At 62.0% G+C, this 15,368-nt stretch carries 14 protein-coding genes; 6 read left to right on the plus strand and 8 right to left on the minus strand.

Annotation, left to right across the window (positions count from 1 at the left end; all coding sequences use genetic code 11):
* Positions 1–112: 112 nt before the first annotated feature.
* On the plus strand, positions 113–928 hold the full coding sequence (locus tag QQK16_RS00305; protein ID WP_284194430.1) for a DUF429 domain-containing protein: 816 nt from the start codon (positions 113–115) through the stop codon (positions 926–928).
* Between the two features lie 77 nt (positions 929–1,005).
* Here QQK16_RS00305 and QQK16_RS00310 read toward each other — a convergent pair whose 3' ends face one another.
* The 4 genes from QQK16_RS00310 to QQK16_RS00325 all read right to left on the minus strand — a co-directional run bounded on the left by QQK16_RS00310 (position 1,006) and on the right by QQK16_RS00325 (position 4,491).
* Positions 1,006–1,365 (minus strand): hypothetical protein, encoded by a 360-nt coding sequence (locus QQK16_RS00310; protein ID WP_284194431.1) that lies wholly within the window; start codon positions 1,363–1,365, stop codon positions 1,006–1,008.
* A 197-nt stretch (positions 1,366–1,562) separates the two neighbouring features.
* Positions 1,563–2,312 carry a uroporphyrinogen-III C-methyltransferase gene (gene cobA, locus QQK16_RS00315; protein ID WP_284194432.1) on the minus strand — a complete coding sequence of 250 codons (750 nt, stop codon included), beginning with the start codon at positions 2,310–2,312 and terminating at the stop codon, positions 1,563–1,565.
* Between the two features lie 3 nt (positions 2,313–2,315).
* Positions 2,316–2,831: a DUF934 domain-containing protein gene (locus tag QQK16_RS00320; RefSeq protein WP_284194433.1), complete on the minus strand. Its 516-nt coding sequence runs from the start codon at positions 2,829–2,831 to the stop codon at positions 2,316–2,318.
* Entirely contained in the window at positions 2,824–4,491 is a 1,668-nt protein-coding gene (locus tag QQK16_RS00325; RefSeq protein WP_284194434.1) for a nitrite/sulfite reductase, read from the minus strand. The genes QQK16_RS00320 and QQK16_RS00325 overlap by 8 nt, the downstream gene beginning before the upstream one ends.
* A gap of 271 nt (positions 4,492–4,762) precedes the next feature.
* Here QQK16_RS00325 and pepN point away from each other — a divergent pair, with 271 nt between their 5' ends.
* The 3 genes from pepN (at position 4,763) to QQK16_RS00340 (ending at position 10,172) form a co-directional block, all read left to right on the plus strand.
* Positions 4,763–7,411, plus strand: coding sequence for an aminopeptidase N (pepN, locus tag QQK16_RS00330; protein ID WP_284194435.1), 2,649 nt, complete (start codon positions 4,763–4,765; stop codon positions 7,409–7,411).
* A gap of 184 nt (positions 7,412–7,595) precedes the next feature.
* Positions 7,596–8,030 carry a response regulator gene (locus QQK16_RS00335; RefSeq protein WP_284194436.1) on the plus strand — a complete coding sequence of 145 codons (435 nt, stop codon included), beginning with the start codon at positions 7,596–7,598 and terminating at the stop codon, positions 8,028–8,030.
* 15 nt (positions 8,031–8,045) lie between these two features.
* The gene (locus QQK16_RS00340; RefSeq protein WP_284194437.1) at positions 8,046–10,172 is read left to right on the plus strand and encodes a putative bifunctional diguanylate cyclase/phosphodiesterase; all 2,127 of its coding nucleotides are present in this window, start codon (positions 8,046–8,048) and stop codon (positions 10,170–10,172) included.
* An 87-nt stretch (positions 10,173–10,259) separates the two neighbouring features.
* On the opposite strand, the gene QQK16_RS00345 is transcribed toward QQK16_RS00340, so the two are convergent.
* The 4 genes from QQK16_RS00345 to nadA all read right to left on the minus strand — a co-directional run bounded on the left by QQK16_RS00345 (position 10,260) and on the right by nadA (position 13,678).
* Positions 10,260–10,682, minus strand: coding sequence for an Mpo1 family 2-hydroxy fatty acid dioxygenase (locus QQK16_RS00345; protein ID WP_284194438.1), 423 nt, complete (start codon positions 10,680–10,682; stop codon positions 10,260–10,262).
* Positions 10,683–10,751: 69 nt separating this feature from the next.
* The gene (locus QQK16_RS00350; protein ID WP_284194439.1) at positions 10,752–11,468 is read right to left on the minus strand and encodes a helix-turn-helix domain-containing protein; all 717 of its coding nucleotides are present in this window, start codon (positions 11,466–11,468) and stop codon (positions 10,752–10,754) included.
* Positions 11,469–11,506: 38 nt separating this feature from the next.
* Entirely contained in the window at positions 11,507–12,580 is a 1,074-nt protein-coding gene (locus tag QQK16_RS00355) for a bifunctional nicotinamide-nucleotide adenylyltransferase/Nudix hydroxylase (protein ID WP_284194440.1), read from the minus strand.
* Between the two features lie 147 nt (positions 12,581–12,727).
* Entirely contained in the window at positions 12,728–13,678 is a 951-nt protein-coding gene (gene nadA / locus QQK16_RS00360) for a quinolinate synthase NadA (protein WP_284194441.1), read from the minus strand.
* A gap of 213 nt (positions 13,679–13,891) precedes the next feature.
* On the opposite strand from nadA, the gene QQK16_RS00365 reads away from it, so the two are divergent.
* Both QQK16_RS00365 and moaD read left to right on the plus strand, forming a co-directional pair.
* On the plus strand, positions 13,892–15,103 hold the full coding sequence (locus QQK16_RS00365; RefSeq protein WP_284194442.1) for a molybdopterin molybdotransferase MoeA: 1,212 nt from the start codon (positions 13,892–13,894) through the stop codon (positions 15,101–15,103).
* Between the two features lie 6 nt (positions 15,104–15,109).
* A complete protein-coding gene (gene moaD / locus QQK16_RS00370) occupies positions 15,110–15,367 on the plus strand; it encodes a molybdopterin converting factor subunit 1 (protein ID WP_284194443.1) in 258 nt (85 codons plus the stop codon).
* Position 15,368 lies beyond the last annotated feature (1 nt).

The raw sequence follows: 15,368 nt of genomic DNA on the forward strand, positions 1-15,368 counted from the left end.
CCGGATCGCGGCAGTAACGGCCAGGATTGTATGCCTGTGCGGCAGCGCTACATCTCGGGGATATCCCTAGCAGGCAGGATATTTTCCTAGCCAAGACAACACCTTAGAACCTATGCAATTGCTCGGTATCGATTTCACCAGCCGCCCCACCAGACGTAAACCCATTACCGTCGCCCTGGGCCAACGTGAGGGCACCGTGCTGAGGCTAACTGCCATCCAGCGCCTGCCCGACTTCGCCGCATTTGAAGCCCTGCTGGCCCAAGCTGGCCCGTGGCTGGCCGCTTGCGACTTCCCCTTCGGCCTGCCAAGGGCGCTGGTGGTCAACCAGAGCTGGCCCACTGATTGGCCCGGTCTGATGGACTACCTTGCCACGCTCGATAGAGCCCGCTTGCGCGACATCTGCAAAGCTTATTGCGACGCACGCCCAGCCGGTAGCAAGTTTGCCCACCGGGCAACCGATCTGCAGGCGCGTTCCAGTCCGTCGATGAAATGGGTCAATCCCCCAGTGCTCTATATGCTGCATGAAGGCGCCGTGCGCCTGCGGCAATCCGGCATCACGGTCGCCGGCCTGCACATGGGCGACCCGGCACGCATCGCCGTGGAGGGCTACCCCGCCCTCGCCGCCCGCACCATCGTAGGCAACGCCAGCTACAAGAGCGACAGCAAGCAAAAGCAGACCGCCGAGCGCCGTGCGCGCCGGCTGGATATCGTGCAAGCCTTGCGGCAAGGCCACCCTAGCCTGGGGCTACGCCTGACCAGCGCAGACCCGGGCCTGCTGAGCGCCCTGGTGGAAGACCCCACGGCCGATCTGCTCGACGCCGTGCTATGCCTGCTGCAGGCCGGCTGGGCCAGCCAACGGGCGCACTACGGCCTGCCGGCGGATATGGATGTATTGGAAGGGTGGATCGTCAGCGTAGCGCCGGACTAGCCCGCATCGTCAAGACAGTACCAAGCTGCCTGACACAAGGGCTGCGCTACGAGAAACTTGGGGAACAAGCGCGACAACTACGGCTGACTGCCTTGGCCATGGCGGCCTGCCAACCAGCGCTGAATCTCTTGTTGCTGCAGCTTGCGTAGCCCCTCGGGCATGGTCAGATGCGATGTATCCCACCCCTCAAGCTCTATCACGCTATCCAGGCATGCCTGCAACACTGCGTGCGCCTGGGCCGTGGCCTCAGCGATCAAATGATGGGTTTCGCGCAAAGGGGCATCATCACGGCTCAGACAGGCTTGCTCGTAGCCATGCACTTCGCGCAATGCCAGCATAAGCCTGGCTACCTGCGCCGGACACGCGCATTGGTAGATCATGGCTTGGTCTATCATGTGCTCTAGTTGCTGGTCCTGATACTTTTCCTGCAGGTTCATGGTGGTTTCCTCCTACACGGCTAGTTATAGACCGGTGAGGACGATCATAGCGGCATAACCGACACCAACCCCGGGTGTGCAGAGGGGGAGCGCTCAGCAATCAGGCGAAGCGACAGAGACGATTGACATGGCCATTTAGCGCCGCAGATACAGGGAGTTCTCGCCCGCCAGCGAAACAGCTAGGCAGGCGCCCGCAACTAACCCAGGCGTTGCAGCGGTAGCCCATCTGCCAGGGCTTGCTTGGCACGGTAGACCTCACCTACCAGCAAGATGGCCGGCCCGGCCAGTTCCCAGCCAGCTGCCTGAGGCAGTTCGGCCAGGCTCATGGCCCATTCGCGGGCGTTGGGCAGGGAGGCATTCTCCACAATCAAGAGTGGGGTGTCGGGCCGCATGCCGCCAGCCAGCAAGGCGGCAGCTATCTCGGCCGCCTGCTTCACCCCCATATACAGCACCGTGGTATCCGCTGCCAGCACCGGTCTGACCCAATCGCTGCCCGCCTCGCCCTCGCCTACCCGCGCAGTGGCAAACAGCACATTACGGGCCTGGCCACGGCTGGTCAGCGAGACGCCTGCATCGGCCGACGCCGCCAGGGCAGCGGTAATGCCCGGTACGACCTCGCAAGCGATGCCCGCTTGCGCCAGCGCCTGCAGCTCTTCCTGCGCGCGGCCAAACAGCATGGGGTCGCCGCCCTTGAGCCGCACCACGCGCTGGTACTTGTGGGCGGCATCCAGCAGCATCTTGTTGATGAAACGCTGGGCGGTGGAGGCCTTGTTGCAGCGTTTTCCCACTGGTATCAGCACGGCCTGCGGGCAGTAGTCCAGCATCTCCGGCTGCACCAGGGCGTCATACAGCACGGCATCGGCCTGCTGCAGCAAGCGCATGCCCCGCACGGTGATCAGGTCAGCCGCGCCCGGCCCGGCGCCGATCAGATGGACCTTGCCCGCCATGGTTCAGCCTCCCCGGCGCCGGAACAGGGGCAAGGGCTGGTCGGCCGCGCCCTGATAGAACTCGCTGAAGTCATCCAGCCCCTTGGCAGCTTCTTCCACATCCTTGTCGGCACGTATCTCGAAGGCATCGAAGCCGCAGCGCCTGAGATACAGCAGGGTATCCTTGAACACATCGCCCACCGCCCGCAGCTCACCGGCAAAGCCATAACGCTCGCGCAGCAAACGGCCTATGGAGAAGCCACGGCCATCGGTAAAGGCGGGGAAATCCACGGCAATGATGCTGAGCCGGGCTGCGTCCTGCCCCAGTGCCTCGGGTTCGTCATCCGGTGCAAACCAGATGCCCACATCGGCACGCCCCAGCAACTCGTCGCGCCGCTCCAGCCACTCCTTCAAAGGCAGCAGGGTATGCGCCGGGATGGTGTCGTCACAGCCCTCGGCCACGCGCAGCCAGTGGTTGGCCACGATCTCGCGCTGGCCATTGCTGCGATCGAGCTTGATGATGTGCGGGTGCTTACCCATGGGCACGCTCCTTTTGGTAGATGCGGGACTTGAAGGGTTCCATGCCCACCCGGTCAAACACGTCAAGGAAGCGCTCATCGCCTTGGCGGTGCTCCACAAAGACCTCGATGATCTGCCTTACCACACCCGGTACATCATCCTGGGCGAAGCTGGGGCCAATCACCTTGCCCAGGCTGGCATCGTGCCCCTGACGGCCACCCAGCGACACCTGATACCACTCCGAGCCGCTCTTATCCACGCCCAGGATGCCGATATGGCCCACATGGTGGTGGCCGCAGGAGTTCATGCAGCCTGAGATATTCAGATCGATTTCACCCAGGTCGAACAGGTAATCCTGGTCGGCAAATACCTGCTGTATGCCCTCTGCGATGGGTATGGACTTGGCGTTGGCCAGATCGCAGAAATCGCCACCGGGGCAGCAGACGATATCGGTGATCAAGCCGATATTGGGGGTGGCGAAGCCCAGTTGCTTGGCGGCTTCCCACACGGCCGGCAGGTCGGCCTGCTGCACATCGGCCAGTATCAGGTTCTGCTCGTGGCTTACCCGTATCTCGCCGAACGAATAGCGGTCTGCCAGCTCTGCCACGCCATCCAGCTGCGCATCGGTCGCATCACCCGGCGCCACACCGGTGGCCTTGAGCGATAGCGTCACCGCCGCATAGCCAGGCTGCTTGTGTTTGAATACATTCCGCTCCACCCAACGGGCAAAGGCTTTGTTCTCGCTACGCAGGCGGGCAAAGCCTTTGTCCTCGGCCGGCAGGGTCTGGTAGGCCGGCGTAGTGAAAAAGGCAGCCACCCGGTCTATCTCGGCCTGGGTCAGGGTCATGGGGCCATCCTTCAGATGGCTCCACTCGGCTTCCACCTTGGCGGCAAATGCCTCGGGCGTCATGGCCTTGACCAGTATCTTGATACGGGCCTTGTACTTGTTGTCGCGGCGGCCATAGCGGTTATAGACCCGCAGCACGGCATCCAGATAGCTCAACAAATGCAGGCTGGGCAGGAACTCCCGTATCACGGCGCCCACCATGGGGGTGCGGCCCAGGCCACCGCCCACGATCACCTTGAAACCAACCTCGCCCGCTGCGTTACGCACCACATGCACACCTATGTCGTGCACCCAGGTCGCCGCCCTGTCCTCAACCGAGCCACATACTGCAATCTTGAACTTGCGCGGCAGGTGGGCGAACTCGGGATGGAAAGTGGACCACTGTCTTATCAGCTCGCACCATGGGCGCGGATCGATGATCTCGTCGTGCGCCACGCCGGCAAACTGGTCTGTCGTGGTATTGCGTACACAATTGCCCGAGGTCTGCACGGCATGCATCTGTACCTTGGCGAGGTCAGCCAGGATATCGGGCACGTCTTCCAGCTTGGGCCAGTTGTACTGGATATTCTGCCGGGTGGTGAAATGGCCGTAGCCGCGATCGTACTTACGGGCGATCTCTGCCAGCGCGCGCACCTGGTCGCTGCGCAGATGGCCATAGGGCACAGCCACCCGCAACATGGGCGCATGGCGCTGTATATAGAGCCCGTTCTGCAGGCGCAGGGGACGGAACTCCTCGCCTGTCAGCTCGCCGGCCAGGAAGCGGCGGGTCTGATCGCGAAACTGATCAACACGCTGGTCAACAATCTGCTGATCGTAGTCGTCGTAGATATACATGTCGGGAAGCCACCTATGCGGAGCATTGCAGAATAACAGGACAGCCTTATGCGAATAACGAACGTTTACATCTATTCATATCGCACGACCTGCATATAAATAAGGGCCGGTTTCCGTCACCTTGCTGCGGCAAGGGTTTCCCCCACTCGCCTAGCGATGGAAATACTGTGCAAGAACAGAAAGCCCGGTCGGGTTTATAATCGAGCGTTTACGTTATTTCCCCTGGCATGGCGGCAGTGATCCTGCCGCCATGCCGCAGCCTGAGACCACCATGGCCAAACTCGACGCAACGACTCCCCAGCCCATCCAACTGAAGGATTACACCCCGCCCAGCTTCCTGATCGACAAGGTCGACCTGACCTTTGATCTGGAAGAGGACCATACCCGTGTAACCTCGCGCCTGGTGCTGCACCGTAATCCGGCCCACCCCGACGCCCGCGCTGCACTCCAGCTCGATGGCCGCGAGCTGGAGCTGGAATCGGTCAAGCTCGATGGTGAACTGCTGGACAGCAGCCGCTATGAGCTGGATGCCGAATCGCTGTCGATTGCCGCCATGCCGGACAACGCCATCCTCGAGATCGTGACCGTCATTCACCCCGAGACCAATACCAGCCTCAACGGCCTGTATCGCTCGGGCGCCAATTTCTACAGCCAATGCGAGGCCGAGGGCTTCCGCAAGATCACCTACTACCTGGATCGCCCCGATGTGATGGCGCGCTTCAGCACCACCATCGTGGCCGACAAGCAGAAGTGGCCGGTGCTGCTGTCCAACGGCAACAAGGTGGGCGAAGGCATGCTGGACCGCAACCGCCACTGGGTAAAGTGGGTAGACCCGTTCAAGAAACCGGCCTATCTGTTCGCCCTGGTCGCCGGCAAGCTGTCGCTGCTGGCCGATCGCTACACCACCACCTCGGGCCGCGAAGTGGCGCTGGAAATCTGGGTTGAGCCTGCCGACCTCGACAAGTGCGCGCACGCCATGAGTTCGGTCAAGAAATCCATGCAGTGGGACGAGCAGCGCTATGGCCTGGAATACGATCTCGACACCTATATGATCGTCGCCGTCGGCGACTTCAATATGGGTGCCATGGAGAACAAGGGCCTCAACATCTTCAATACCAAATATGTGCTGGCCCGCGCCGACACCGCCACCGATGTGGATTTCGATGGTATTGAAGCCGTGATTGCCCACGAGTACTTCCACAACTGGACCGGCAACCGCGTCACCTGCCGCGACTGGTTCCAGCTGTCGCTGAAGGAAGGCCTCACCGTCTTCCGCGACCAGGAGTTTTCGGCCGACATGGGCAGCGCCGAAGTCTGCCGCATTGATGCCGTGCGTACCCTGCGCACCCATCAGTTTGCCGAGGATGCTGGCCCCATGGCCCACCCCATCCGGCCCGAGAGCTATATCGAGATCAATAATTTCTACACCGTGACGGTGTACGAAAAAGGCGCCGAAGTGGTGCGCATGTACCAGACCCTGCTGGGCCGCGATGGCTTCCGCAAAGGCATGGACCTCTACTTCAAGCGCCATGACGGCCAGGCCGTCACCTGCGACGACTTCCGCGCCGCCATGGCCGATGCCAACGACTACGACCTGGGCCAGTTTGCCCGCTGGTACTCGCAGGCCGGCACGCCAGTACTGCGTGTGCGCGGCCAATACGACGCTGCCGCGCAAACCTATACCTTGGAAGTCAGCCAGAGCTGCCCGGCCACGCCAGGTCAGGCCGAAAAGCTGCCTTTCCACATCCCGCTGACACTCGGCCTAGTCGGCCCCGATGGCGCCGACCTGCCCTTGCAACTGGCCGGCGAAGCCGAGGCCGTTGCCGGTAGCCGCGTGCTGTCGGTGAAGGAGGCCAGCCAGACCTTCCATTTCATCAATGTCGCGGTGGAACCCGTTCCGTCCTTGCTGCGCAATTTCTCGGCCCCGGTGAAGCTGGACTTCCCCTACAGCCGGCCGCAACTGGTGCACCTGCTGGCCCACGACAGCGATGCCTTCTGCCGTTGGGAAGCCGGCCAGACCCTGATGCTGCAAGACCTGCAAGGTTTGATCGATGCGGCCCGCAGCGGTGGTGAACTGGAGCTGAAGGACGATTTCGTGGCCGCCATGCGCCGCGTGCTGGCCGACGAAAGCCTGGACCCGGCCCTGGTCGCCCTGATGCTGACCCTGCCCGCCGAAACCTATCTGGCCGACCAGCAGGACGAGATCGACCCCGACGCCATCCGCGCTGGCCGCGAAGCCATGAAGCTGGGCCTGGCCCGTGCGCTACGCAGCGAGTTCAAGGCGGCCTACACCCGCATGCTCGATAGCGGCGCCTACCAGTACGAAGCCACCGCAGTGGCCCGCCGCTCGCTCAAGAACATCGCCCTGGCGTATCTGTCCGAGCTGGACGAAAGCGGCCTGATGGAACTGGCCGAACGCCAGTTTGCCGAGGCCAACAACATGACCGATGCCCAGGCTGCCCTCGCCTGCCTGGTGAACTGGCCTGAAGGCGATGCCGCCCTGGCCAGCTTTGCCAGCAAGTGGGCCGATGAAGCGCTGGTGATGGACAAGTGGTTCACCCTGCAAGCCAGCAGTCGTCGGCTGGGCGTGGTGGCCAAGATCAAGGCGCTGATGCAGCACCCGGCATTTGCCCTGACCAACCCCAACAAGGTACGTTCTTTGATCGGCACCTTTGTGCACAACAATCTGGCGGGTTTCCATGCCATCGATGGCAGCGGTTATGAATTTGCCGCCGACACCCTGTTGGCCGTGGACAAGCTCAACCCGCAGGTTGCAGCCCGACTGGCAGGCAGCTTCAACCGCTGGAAGAAACTGGAGCCGGTGCGCCGCGCCCATATGCGTGCCGCACTCGAGCGGGTGGCTGCCCATGCCGGGCTGTCACGCGATGTGTATGAGATTGTTTCGAAGAACCTGATGTAAGGCATGATGAATGGGGGGGTGCAATCAAGCGCCCCCCATTTGTTGGCAGGGTGCCGGCCGCCTGCCTGACGAATAAATACACCAGCAAGGCCAGCCCGCGCTTGCCCTGCAAGCCTGCTGTGGTCTAGTGTTCAAGCGATTCCCCTTATAAAGGGCGGCTTAGCGCCGCCAACAGGAAGGCAGCATGCAAACCCCGATATTGCTGGTTGAAGACAACCCGGATGACGAAGCGCTGACCATACGGGCCTTCGGCAAGAACGGCATACAGAATCCCATCGTGGTGGCGCGCGACGGCCAGGAGGCCATCGACTATCTGTATGGCCAGGGCAGCCATACCGGACGCGATGTCAGTGAACTACCGGTGCTGATACTGCTGGATATCAAGCTCCCCAAGCTCAACGGCATCGAGGTGCTGCGCCAGATACGCAGCAATGAGTCCACCCGCCTGATCCCGGTGGTGGTGCTGACCACCTCCAAGGAAGAAGACGACCTGGTCAAGAGCTACAGCCTGGGGGCCAACAGCTATATCCGTAAGCCGGTTGATTTCATGCAATTCATGGAAGTCGTCAAACAGGTAGGCATCTACTGGTTGATGCTGAACGAGCCGGTGCAGGGGTAAACGCTGTTGATCCACATGGACGAACCCAACCTGCTGGATAAAACCCTCTCGGTGCTGGTCGTCGATGATTCGGAAGACGACGCACTGCTGAATGTGCTCGCCTTGCGCCGCCAGGGATTTACCGTCAACTACCAACGGGTGGATACGCCGGAAGATATGCGTGCCGCCCTGGACAGGGGTAATTGGGACCTGGTCCTGTCCGATTACTCCATGCCACAGTTTTCTGCCCAGGAAGCCCTCAAGGTCTTCCGTGAGCATGGCCAAATCATCCCCTTTATCGTCGTCACCGGCACCATAGGCGAGGAATCCGCCGTGGCCATGATGAAGGCCGGCGTCAACGACTTCATCCTCAAGACCCACCTGAAGCGGCTGGCCAGCGTGGTGGAGCGTGAACTGCGCGAGACCGGCAACCGCCGCGCCAAGCGCCAGGCTGAACTGGCCCTGCGCGAGAGCCAGGAGCGCTATGAACTGGCCATACGCGGCGCCAACGATGGCCTGTGGGACTGGAATATCCGCGAGGACAGCATCTATTTCTCGCCACGCTGGAAAGCCATGCTGGGCTATGACGAAGCCGAGCTGCTGGACCCGGTGCCCGAGACCTGGCTGGCGCTGACCCACCCAGACGAGAGCGAAGGTCTGCGCCTGCAGCTGATACAGCATCTGAAAGGCGAAACGCCACACTTTGAGGCCGAGCATCGTATGCGCCACAAGGACGGCAGCTGGCGCTGGATGCTGACCCGTGGCATGGCCATGATAGACCCCGATACCGGGCTGGCATTTCGCATGGCCGGTTCGCTGACCGACATCACAGAGCGCAAGCGGGCCGAAGAGCAGATGCTGTACGACGCCCTGCACGACAGCCTCACCGGCCTGGCCAACCGGGCCATGTTTACCGATTTCCTGGGCTTTTCGCTGGGCCACGCCACGCGCGACCCCGATTATCTCTGCGCCGTGCTCTGCCTTAACCTGGAGCGCTTCCGTTATATCAATGACAGCTTTGGCCACGCCACCGGCGACCGCATCCTGCGCGTCACCGCCGAGCGCCTGGGCCAGGTGCAACGGCCAGGCGACGTTGTGGCACGCTTTGGTGGCGATGAATTCGCCATCCTGCTCGATGCCATCGAGGATCCCTCCGAGGCGCTCCGCTTTACCGAGGCCATGCTGACCGAGCTGGCCAAGCCCATAGACCTGGAAGGCCACGAGGTCTATCCCGGCGCCCGTGTGGGCATCGCCCTCTCGTCGGGTGGTTACTCGCACCCCGAGGAGATGATACGGGACGCAGATACGGCCATGCACCGCGCCAAACAGCGCGGTCGTGGCAAGCTGGAGGTGTTTGACCGTGCCATGCAGGGCACCATGCTGCGCGCCCTCAAGATGGAACAGGAAATGCGCCGTGCCCTGGCGGCGCAAGAGTTCCTGCCCTACTTCCAACCCATCGTCGATCTCAACACCGGCAGTATTGCGGCGTTTGAGGCCTTGGTGCGCTGGCGCCAGCCTGATGGCCGGCTGGTCAGCCCGGCCGAGTTCATTCCCCTGTCGGAGGAAATCGGCCTGATTAACGAAATCGGCCGGCAGATGCTGGAAACCTCGGCCCTGCAGGTGGCCGAATGGCAGCAGGCCTTCCCTGACCTGATGCTGCGGGTCAGTGTCAACCTGTCGGTCAAGCAGTTCAATCAGCCCAATCTGGTTGAGCAGATCGATTTCGCCATCAGCAATGCAGGGATAGAGGCTGGCAGGCTGGAGCTGGAGATTACCGAGAGCATACTGATGGACAATACCGATGCCACCATAGGCATGCTGGAAGCCATCCGTGCGCGCGGCATACAGATACTGATGGATGACTTCGGTACCGGCTATTCCTCACTGTCCTATCTGCACCGCTTCCCTTCCAATGTACTGAAGATAGATGGCTCCTTTGTACGCCAGATCACTGGTGACCATTTCAGCCGCGAAATCGTACGCGCCATTGTGCTGCTGGCCCGTAACCTGGGCATGGCGGTGATAGCCGAAGGCGTGGAGACTGCCGAACAACTGGCTGCCCTGAGAGAGATGGCTTGTGATTTCGCCCAGGGTTATTACTTTGCCAAACCCCTGCCGGCCGCCGATGCCACTGCCTTGATTGCCCAGCGCAGGCAATGGTAGTTGGCAGTACTAAGAGCCTGTTCAAAGACAAACAGCCCTGCAATGCAGGGCTGTTTGTCTTGGTACTGCGTACCATGGGCTCACCGCTCAATAGGCAATACGGTACTGGCGATAGATAAAACCCAGCAGCCAGGCCGGCCCCACCAGCAGGAACTTGATGTCCTCGAAAAATGAAGGCTTCTTCCCCTCTACCTTGTGGCCGATGAACTGGCCTATCCAGGCCAGCACGAAGATGGTGAGACTGACTTCCAGCACAAAGGGCAGGCGTGACAGCAACAACAGCATGCTGCCCGCCACCAGAAACATGCCCAGGGCAATGGCGGGCGACAGGCGCAGGTAGTAGGTCAGCGCCAGCAGACTGAAACCTATGGCCAGCCACGGGGTTACCGCCCACAGCAGGCCCAGCAGGCTGAAAGTGATCAGCGGCACACACACCCAGTGCACGCGCTTGTTGAAGGGGTGCTGATGGCTCTCGCCATAACGGTCGAACAACTGGTCTATGGCGCTCATGGGCTGCCTCCTCTTGGTATGAAGACACAATGTAGCGCGCCAGCCCATGGTCGGGCTTGAACGATTCTGCTACGCCGCCACGATGGCAACACGACTGAGGGTGGAGGGCACCACCCCGAAAGTGGCATGGAATACCCGGCTCATGTGGGCCAGGTCCGCAAAGCCTGCCGCATGGGCAGCCGTGGTGAGGTTGCCCCCTCGGCCCAGCTGCGCCACAGCGGCCAGCAGCCGCATCCACAAGACGTAGCGGCGAAAAGGCAGGCCGGTATGCTGGCTGAACAGGTGGCTGAAGCGGCTTTGCGACAGTTGCAGTGTGTCGGCCAGGTACTCGGCTGTGAGTTCCCCCTCCTCTGCCAGCAGGGCCAGCGCCTGGGCAATTCGGCTGTCCAGCACGGGTGCCCGGTCAAACCCAGGCAGCCAGGCATCCTGCCACTGCGCCACCAGGGGCTCACAGGCACTCAGCGCAAGTGGTGCATGCCAGGCCGCCCGCAAGGCCGCCAGTAGGTCGGCAGGCAGCGCGGCGGGTATCTCGTCCCGGCGCCAATCTGCCAGCGAACGCTGGCCGGGGTCGATAAAAAGGTGGGCCATCAAGGCGCCATTGGCCGCCAGCCTATGCGGCTGGCCTGGCAGGAACAAGTCCGCCGTGGCCATGCGTGTGCTGCCGTCCGGCAAGGAAAGGCGGAAGGTGCCTTCCAATGCCAGGCTCAGTTGCAGTGCATGGTGGGCATGCGGCGTGGAATCGCTGTCCACCCCCAGCACCAGCGCCCTGCCCCGCCATAGATACATGCGTCCCGGTTCCATGGCCGCAGTATAGGCAGGGCGCGTCAGACCTGTCCCAGGAACCAGTTCACGATATAGAAGTGGTCTTCATACAGTTGCTCTTCCATCCGATTGAACTCGAACAGCGGCATCCACTTGGCCCTGTCGCTCTCGTCGTCGCCCCTGACCTTGGGCAGCCCCTCCGAGGTTGGCGCCAGTTCGATCAGGAAGGCATGAGTAATGGTACGTCCCCGCAGGGAGCGCTGAGGATGGTCGAATACCCTGCTGGCGCGGATGGAGCCCGCCAATACCGGTGCTGGCACCTTGAGCCGGGTTTCTTCCTTGAGCTCCCGTATCACGGCATCCTTGATCCTTTCATCCGGTGTCACAAAGCCGCCAGGCAGCGCCCACAGGCCCTTGCCCGGCGCAGACCGGCGACGCACCAGCAGCACATGCCCAGAATGGATGACCACCGCATCCACCGTCACGAAGGTAGGTGGATAGGGCGCCGTTGCCCAGCTCTGCCGATAGCGTTTGACGAACAGGTACTCGCCCTGCAGGTTGGCAAAGGTCTCGCCCGCGCGGAAGGCATTGAGCCAGTTGAATACCGGCGCTGGCAGCAGTGCCGCGCAGCCCGGCCAGTCGTCGCCCCGGTCTGGATCGAAAAAGGCATGGCGTATGCGCGAGGCATGCACATCGGGCAACTCGGGCGCCTCCACCCGTTGCCATTGCGGGAACAGATCCAGATACTCGGCATTGCCCTTCTTGGCCCCCCGTGGCGGCCCGACGATGCCGATGCGGAACTGCGCCTGCCGGCTACCCACGTCGGAGTTGTCCACAGCGATCACCCGGTCAACCAGGTTCTGCACCTCAGTCAGCCATTGCTGGTCGTTATACATGCGGTCCGAGATACCGACGACGAACACCCTGGCCTGCACCTCGTCCGACAAAGACATGCGTATCAACTGCTCGCGGTCATCGACCGTCCACGGATGATTGGGTGTACGCGCCTGCCGGGCCGAGCCACACAGCACAATCACCTTGTCTGCCAGCTGCAGGGCGTGCTGCAGGGTCCACAGATGGCCATTGTGGAAAGGCTGGAAGCGGCCGATGAAGATCAGGTAGTCGAATTCACGCATGGTATGTACGCCATTGGTCCTGCCATGACAGCGTTGGGCCGCCTCGCACACCATGGGCTTCGGCCATGGACCAAGCGGCGTGCGGGCTGGGCGCAACGCAACAAAAAGGGCAGTTCACACTGCCCTCGGTCTTACTCCTTGCCTATGTCAGGCAGGTACTACTACCGGCGCCGGCCTGGATTGCCGCATCTGCGCCTCGCTGAACGCCAGCATGCGTTCTATCGGCAAGCGGGCGGCATCCATCTGCTCGTGGCTCAGGTAATCGATGCGGGTGCCTTCTCCAGCCTGCGCGCGCTGTACCCGCTCGACGTTGTTCAGCTTCATATAGGGGCACTGATTGCACTGGCAACCGGCATAGATGGGCGCCTGCACAATCTTGAGGTCTGGCCGGGCCAGGCCCATGTTGTAGAGTATGCCATCCTCGGTTGCCACAAACAGGGTGGCGTCGGGTTCGCGGTCGAACTGTTTCACCCAGTTCAGCATGCCACTGGTGGAGCCCACATAGTCGGCGCGCTTGAGTACCGGCAGCGGGCTTTCCGGGTGGGCAATCAGGTAACTTGGGCCAGCCACCGCGGCCATGCCTTCATTCAGTGCGGTTTCGTTGAACTTGTCATGTACCTCGCACACCGCGCTCCAGAGCGGCATGTCGTAGCCGTACTGGTAGTTCAGGTAGGCGCCCATATTGCGGTCGGGCGAGAAGATCACCTTCTGGCCCTGGGCATACAGGTGGGCAATGATGTCGTCCACATTGCGGCTGGTGACGATCCAGTCGCTCAAGGCCTTGTGTTCGGCCGAGCTGTTGATATAGGACACATGCACATGGTCGGCATGCTTGTCGCGCCAGGCCTTGAGGCGCTTGACGTCGGTCTGCGTCACCAGGGAACAGGTGGAACCGGCGTCAGGCAGTATGACCTCGGCCTGCGGATTCAGTATCTTGGCGGTCTCTGCCATGAAGCGCACGCCGGCAAAGACGATCACGTCGGCATTGGCATCACGGGCATAGAGCGAGAGTTCGAGAGAGTCGCCGACCTTGTCGGCCATCTGCTGGATTTCTGGCGCAGTGTAATAGTGCGCCAGCGTTACGACACGCTTGGACATGGCAGTTCCTTCCATGTTGATACACCGCCTCTCCGGCGGCAGACTGAGCCCGGTAAACTGGGCGGTTCTTGCAGGCTGCACGCGGAATCCCCGCGCTTTGCTACAGCAGCACAAGCGCACCATAACAAAATCAATGGCTTTGCGCCACCACCCTCCCCTTGCCTGCCGCCTTGGTGTAGGGTTAGGTCGCACCCATGACTCTGAGCCGTTGCCATGTCCCTGATGACCTTTGACGAAGCCCTGGCCCGCCTGCTGGCGTCAGCCCAGGCCGATACCCGGCAGCAATCCCTGCCGCTGAGCGAATGCGATGGCCGGGTGCTGGCGCAGGATGTGATCGCCCCCTTGGCAGTACCCGGTTTCGACAACAGCGCCATGGATGGCTATGCCCTCCATATCGCCGACTTTGCACAGGTACCCGCGAGCCTGCCGGTGGTGCAACGCATCGCCGCTGGCGAAACCGGCCAGCCGCTGGCGGCCAATAGCGCCGCCCGCATCTTTACCGGCGCGCCTGTGCCACTTGGCTGCAACGCCGTGGTACCGCAAGAGGAGGTCAATGCTGGCGACGCCGTAATCAGCCTGCAGACGCCTCCCAGCCCTGGCCAGCACATACGCCGGCTGGGAGAAGACATCGCTGCTGGCAGCACGGTATTGCAGGCAGGGCAAAGACTGGCCCCCCAGCATGTTGCGCTGGCCGCCTCTCTGGGCATAGCCGAACTGGCGGTACATCCGGCCTTGCGGGTGGGGCTGCTGTGTACCGGCGACGAACTGACCCAGCCCGGCCAGCCGCTGCCGGCAGGTGGCATCTACAACTCCAACCAGTTTGCCATCGGCGGCTTGCTGAGCCGGCTGGGATGCCAGGTCAACGACTACGGCAAGGTGGCCGATAGCCATGACGCCACCCTGGCCGCCTTGCGCCATGCGGCACGGGAGAACGACGTGGTCATCACCTGCGGCGGGGTCTCGGTCGGCGAGGAAGACCACGTCAAGGCAGCGGTATCCGAGCTGGGGCAGCTGGATCTTTGGCGTATTGCCATCAAGCCCGGCAAGCCACTAGCGTTTGGCAAGGTAGGACAGGCCGCCTTCATCGGCCTGCCTGGCAACCCAGTCAGCGCCTTCCTGACCTTTTTACTGCTGGCCCGTCCTTTCCTGCTGCGCCGTATGGGTTGCCCATCACAGCCCGCGACTGCCCTCCAGGTCAGCGCCGGCTTTGACTGGCCACGCGCCGACAAGCGACGAGAGTTTCTGCGCGCCAAGCTGGAAGTGGACAGCATCGGTGGATTGAGCGCCACCCTCTACCCCAGCCAGGGCTCTGCCGTCATGAGCAGCCTGGCCTGGGCCGGCGGCCTGATAGACCTGCCCGCCGGCCATACCGTGAAGAAAGGCGATACCGTACGGTATCTGCCACTGGATCAATTGATTGGATAGCCCCCTATGCAAGTGACACTGCTTTACTTCGCCCGCCTGCGTGAGCGGTTTGGCATGGCAGAAGAACAACTGAGCCTGCCCGAAGGCATACAAACCGTGGCAGGCCTGATTGCCCACCTGGCGGCCCGTGGCGACGTCTGGGCCGAGGAACTGGCCGGCGAGCGCGTCTATCGCGTCGCCTTGGATCAGGAAATGGCCGATTTCAGCGCCCAGTTGCACCACGGTGCCGAAGTCGCGGTGTTTCCTCCCGTCACAGGAGGCTAAC

This window comes from Chitinimonas prasina (assembly GCF_030160395.1).
Taxonomy (GTDB): domain Bacteria; phylum Pseudomonadota; class Gammaproteobacteria; order Burkholderiales; family Chitinimonadaceae; genus Chitinimonas; species Chitinimonas prasina.

Coding starts and splice junctions, on each gene's coding strand:
- QQK16_RS00305 (WP_284194430.1), top strand. CDS start 113: ATGCAATTGCTCGGTATCGATTTCACCAGCCGCCCCACCAGACGTAAA.
- QQK16_RS00310 (WP_284194431.1), bottom strand. CDS start 1,365: ATGAACCTGCAGGAAAAGTATCAGGACCAGCAACTAGAGCACATGATA.
- cobA (WP_284194432.1), bottom strand. CDS start 2,312: ATGGCGGGCAAGGTCCATCTGATCGGCGCCGGGCCGGGCGCGGCTGAC.
- QQK16_RS00320 (WP_284194433.1), bottom strand. CDS start 2,831: ATGGGTAAGCACCCGCACATCATCAAGCTCGATCGCAGCAATGGCCAG.
- QQK16_RS00325 (WP_284194434.1), bottom strand. CDS start 4,491: ATGTATATCTACGACGACTACGATCAGCAGATTGTTGACCAGCGTGTT.
- pepN (WP_284194435.1), top strand. CDS start 4,763: ATGGCCAAACTCGACGCAACGACTCCCCAGCCCATCCAACTGAAGGAT.
- QQK16_RS00335 (WP_284194436.1), top strand. CDS start 7,596: ATGCAAACCCCGATATTGCTGGTTGAAGACAACCCGGATGACGAAGCG.
- QQK16_RS00340 (WP_284194437.1), top strand. CDS start 8,046: ATGGACGAACCCAACCTGCTGGATAAAACCCTCTCGGTGCTGGTCGTC.
- QQK16_RS00345 (WP_284194438.1), bottom strand. CDS start 10,682: ATGAGCGCCATAGACCAGTTGTTCGACCGTTATGGCGAGAGCCATCAG.
- QQK16_RS00350 (WP_284194439.1), bottom strand. CDS start 11,468: ATGTATCTATGGCGGGGCAGGGCGCTGGTGCTGGGGGTGGACAGCGAT.
- QQK16_RS00355 (WP_284194440.1), bottom strand. CDS start 12,580: ATGCGTGAATTCGACTACCTGATCTTCATCGGCCGCTTCCAGCCTTTC.
- nadA (WP_284194441.1), bottom strand. CDS start 13,678: ATGTCCAAGCGTGTCGTAACGCTGGCGCACTATTACACTGCGCCAGAA.
- QQK16_RS00365 (WP_284194442.1), top strand. CDS start 13,892: ATGTCCCTGATGACCTTTGACGAAGCCCTGGCCCGCCTGCTGGCGTCA.
- moaD (WP_284194443.1), top strand. CDS start 15,110: ATGCAAGTGACACTGCTTTACTTCGCCCGCCTGCGTGAGCGGTTTGGC.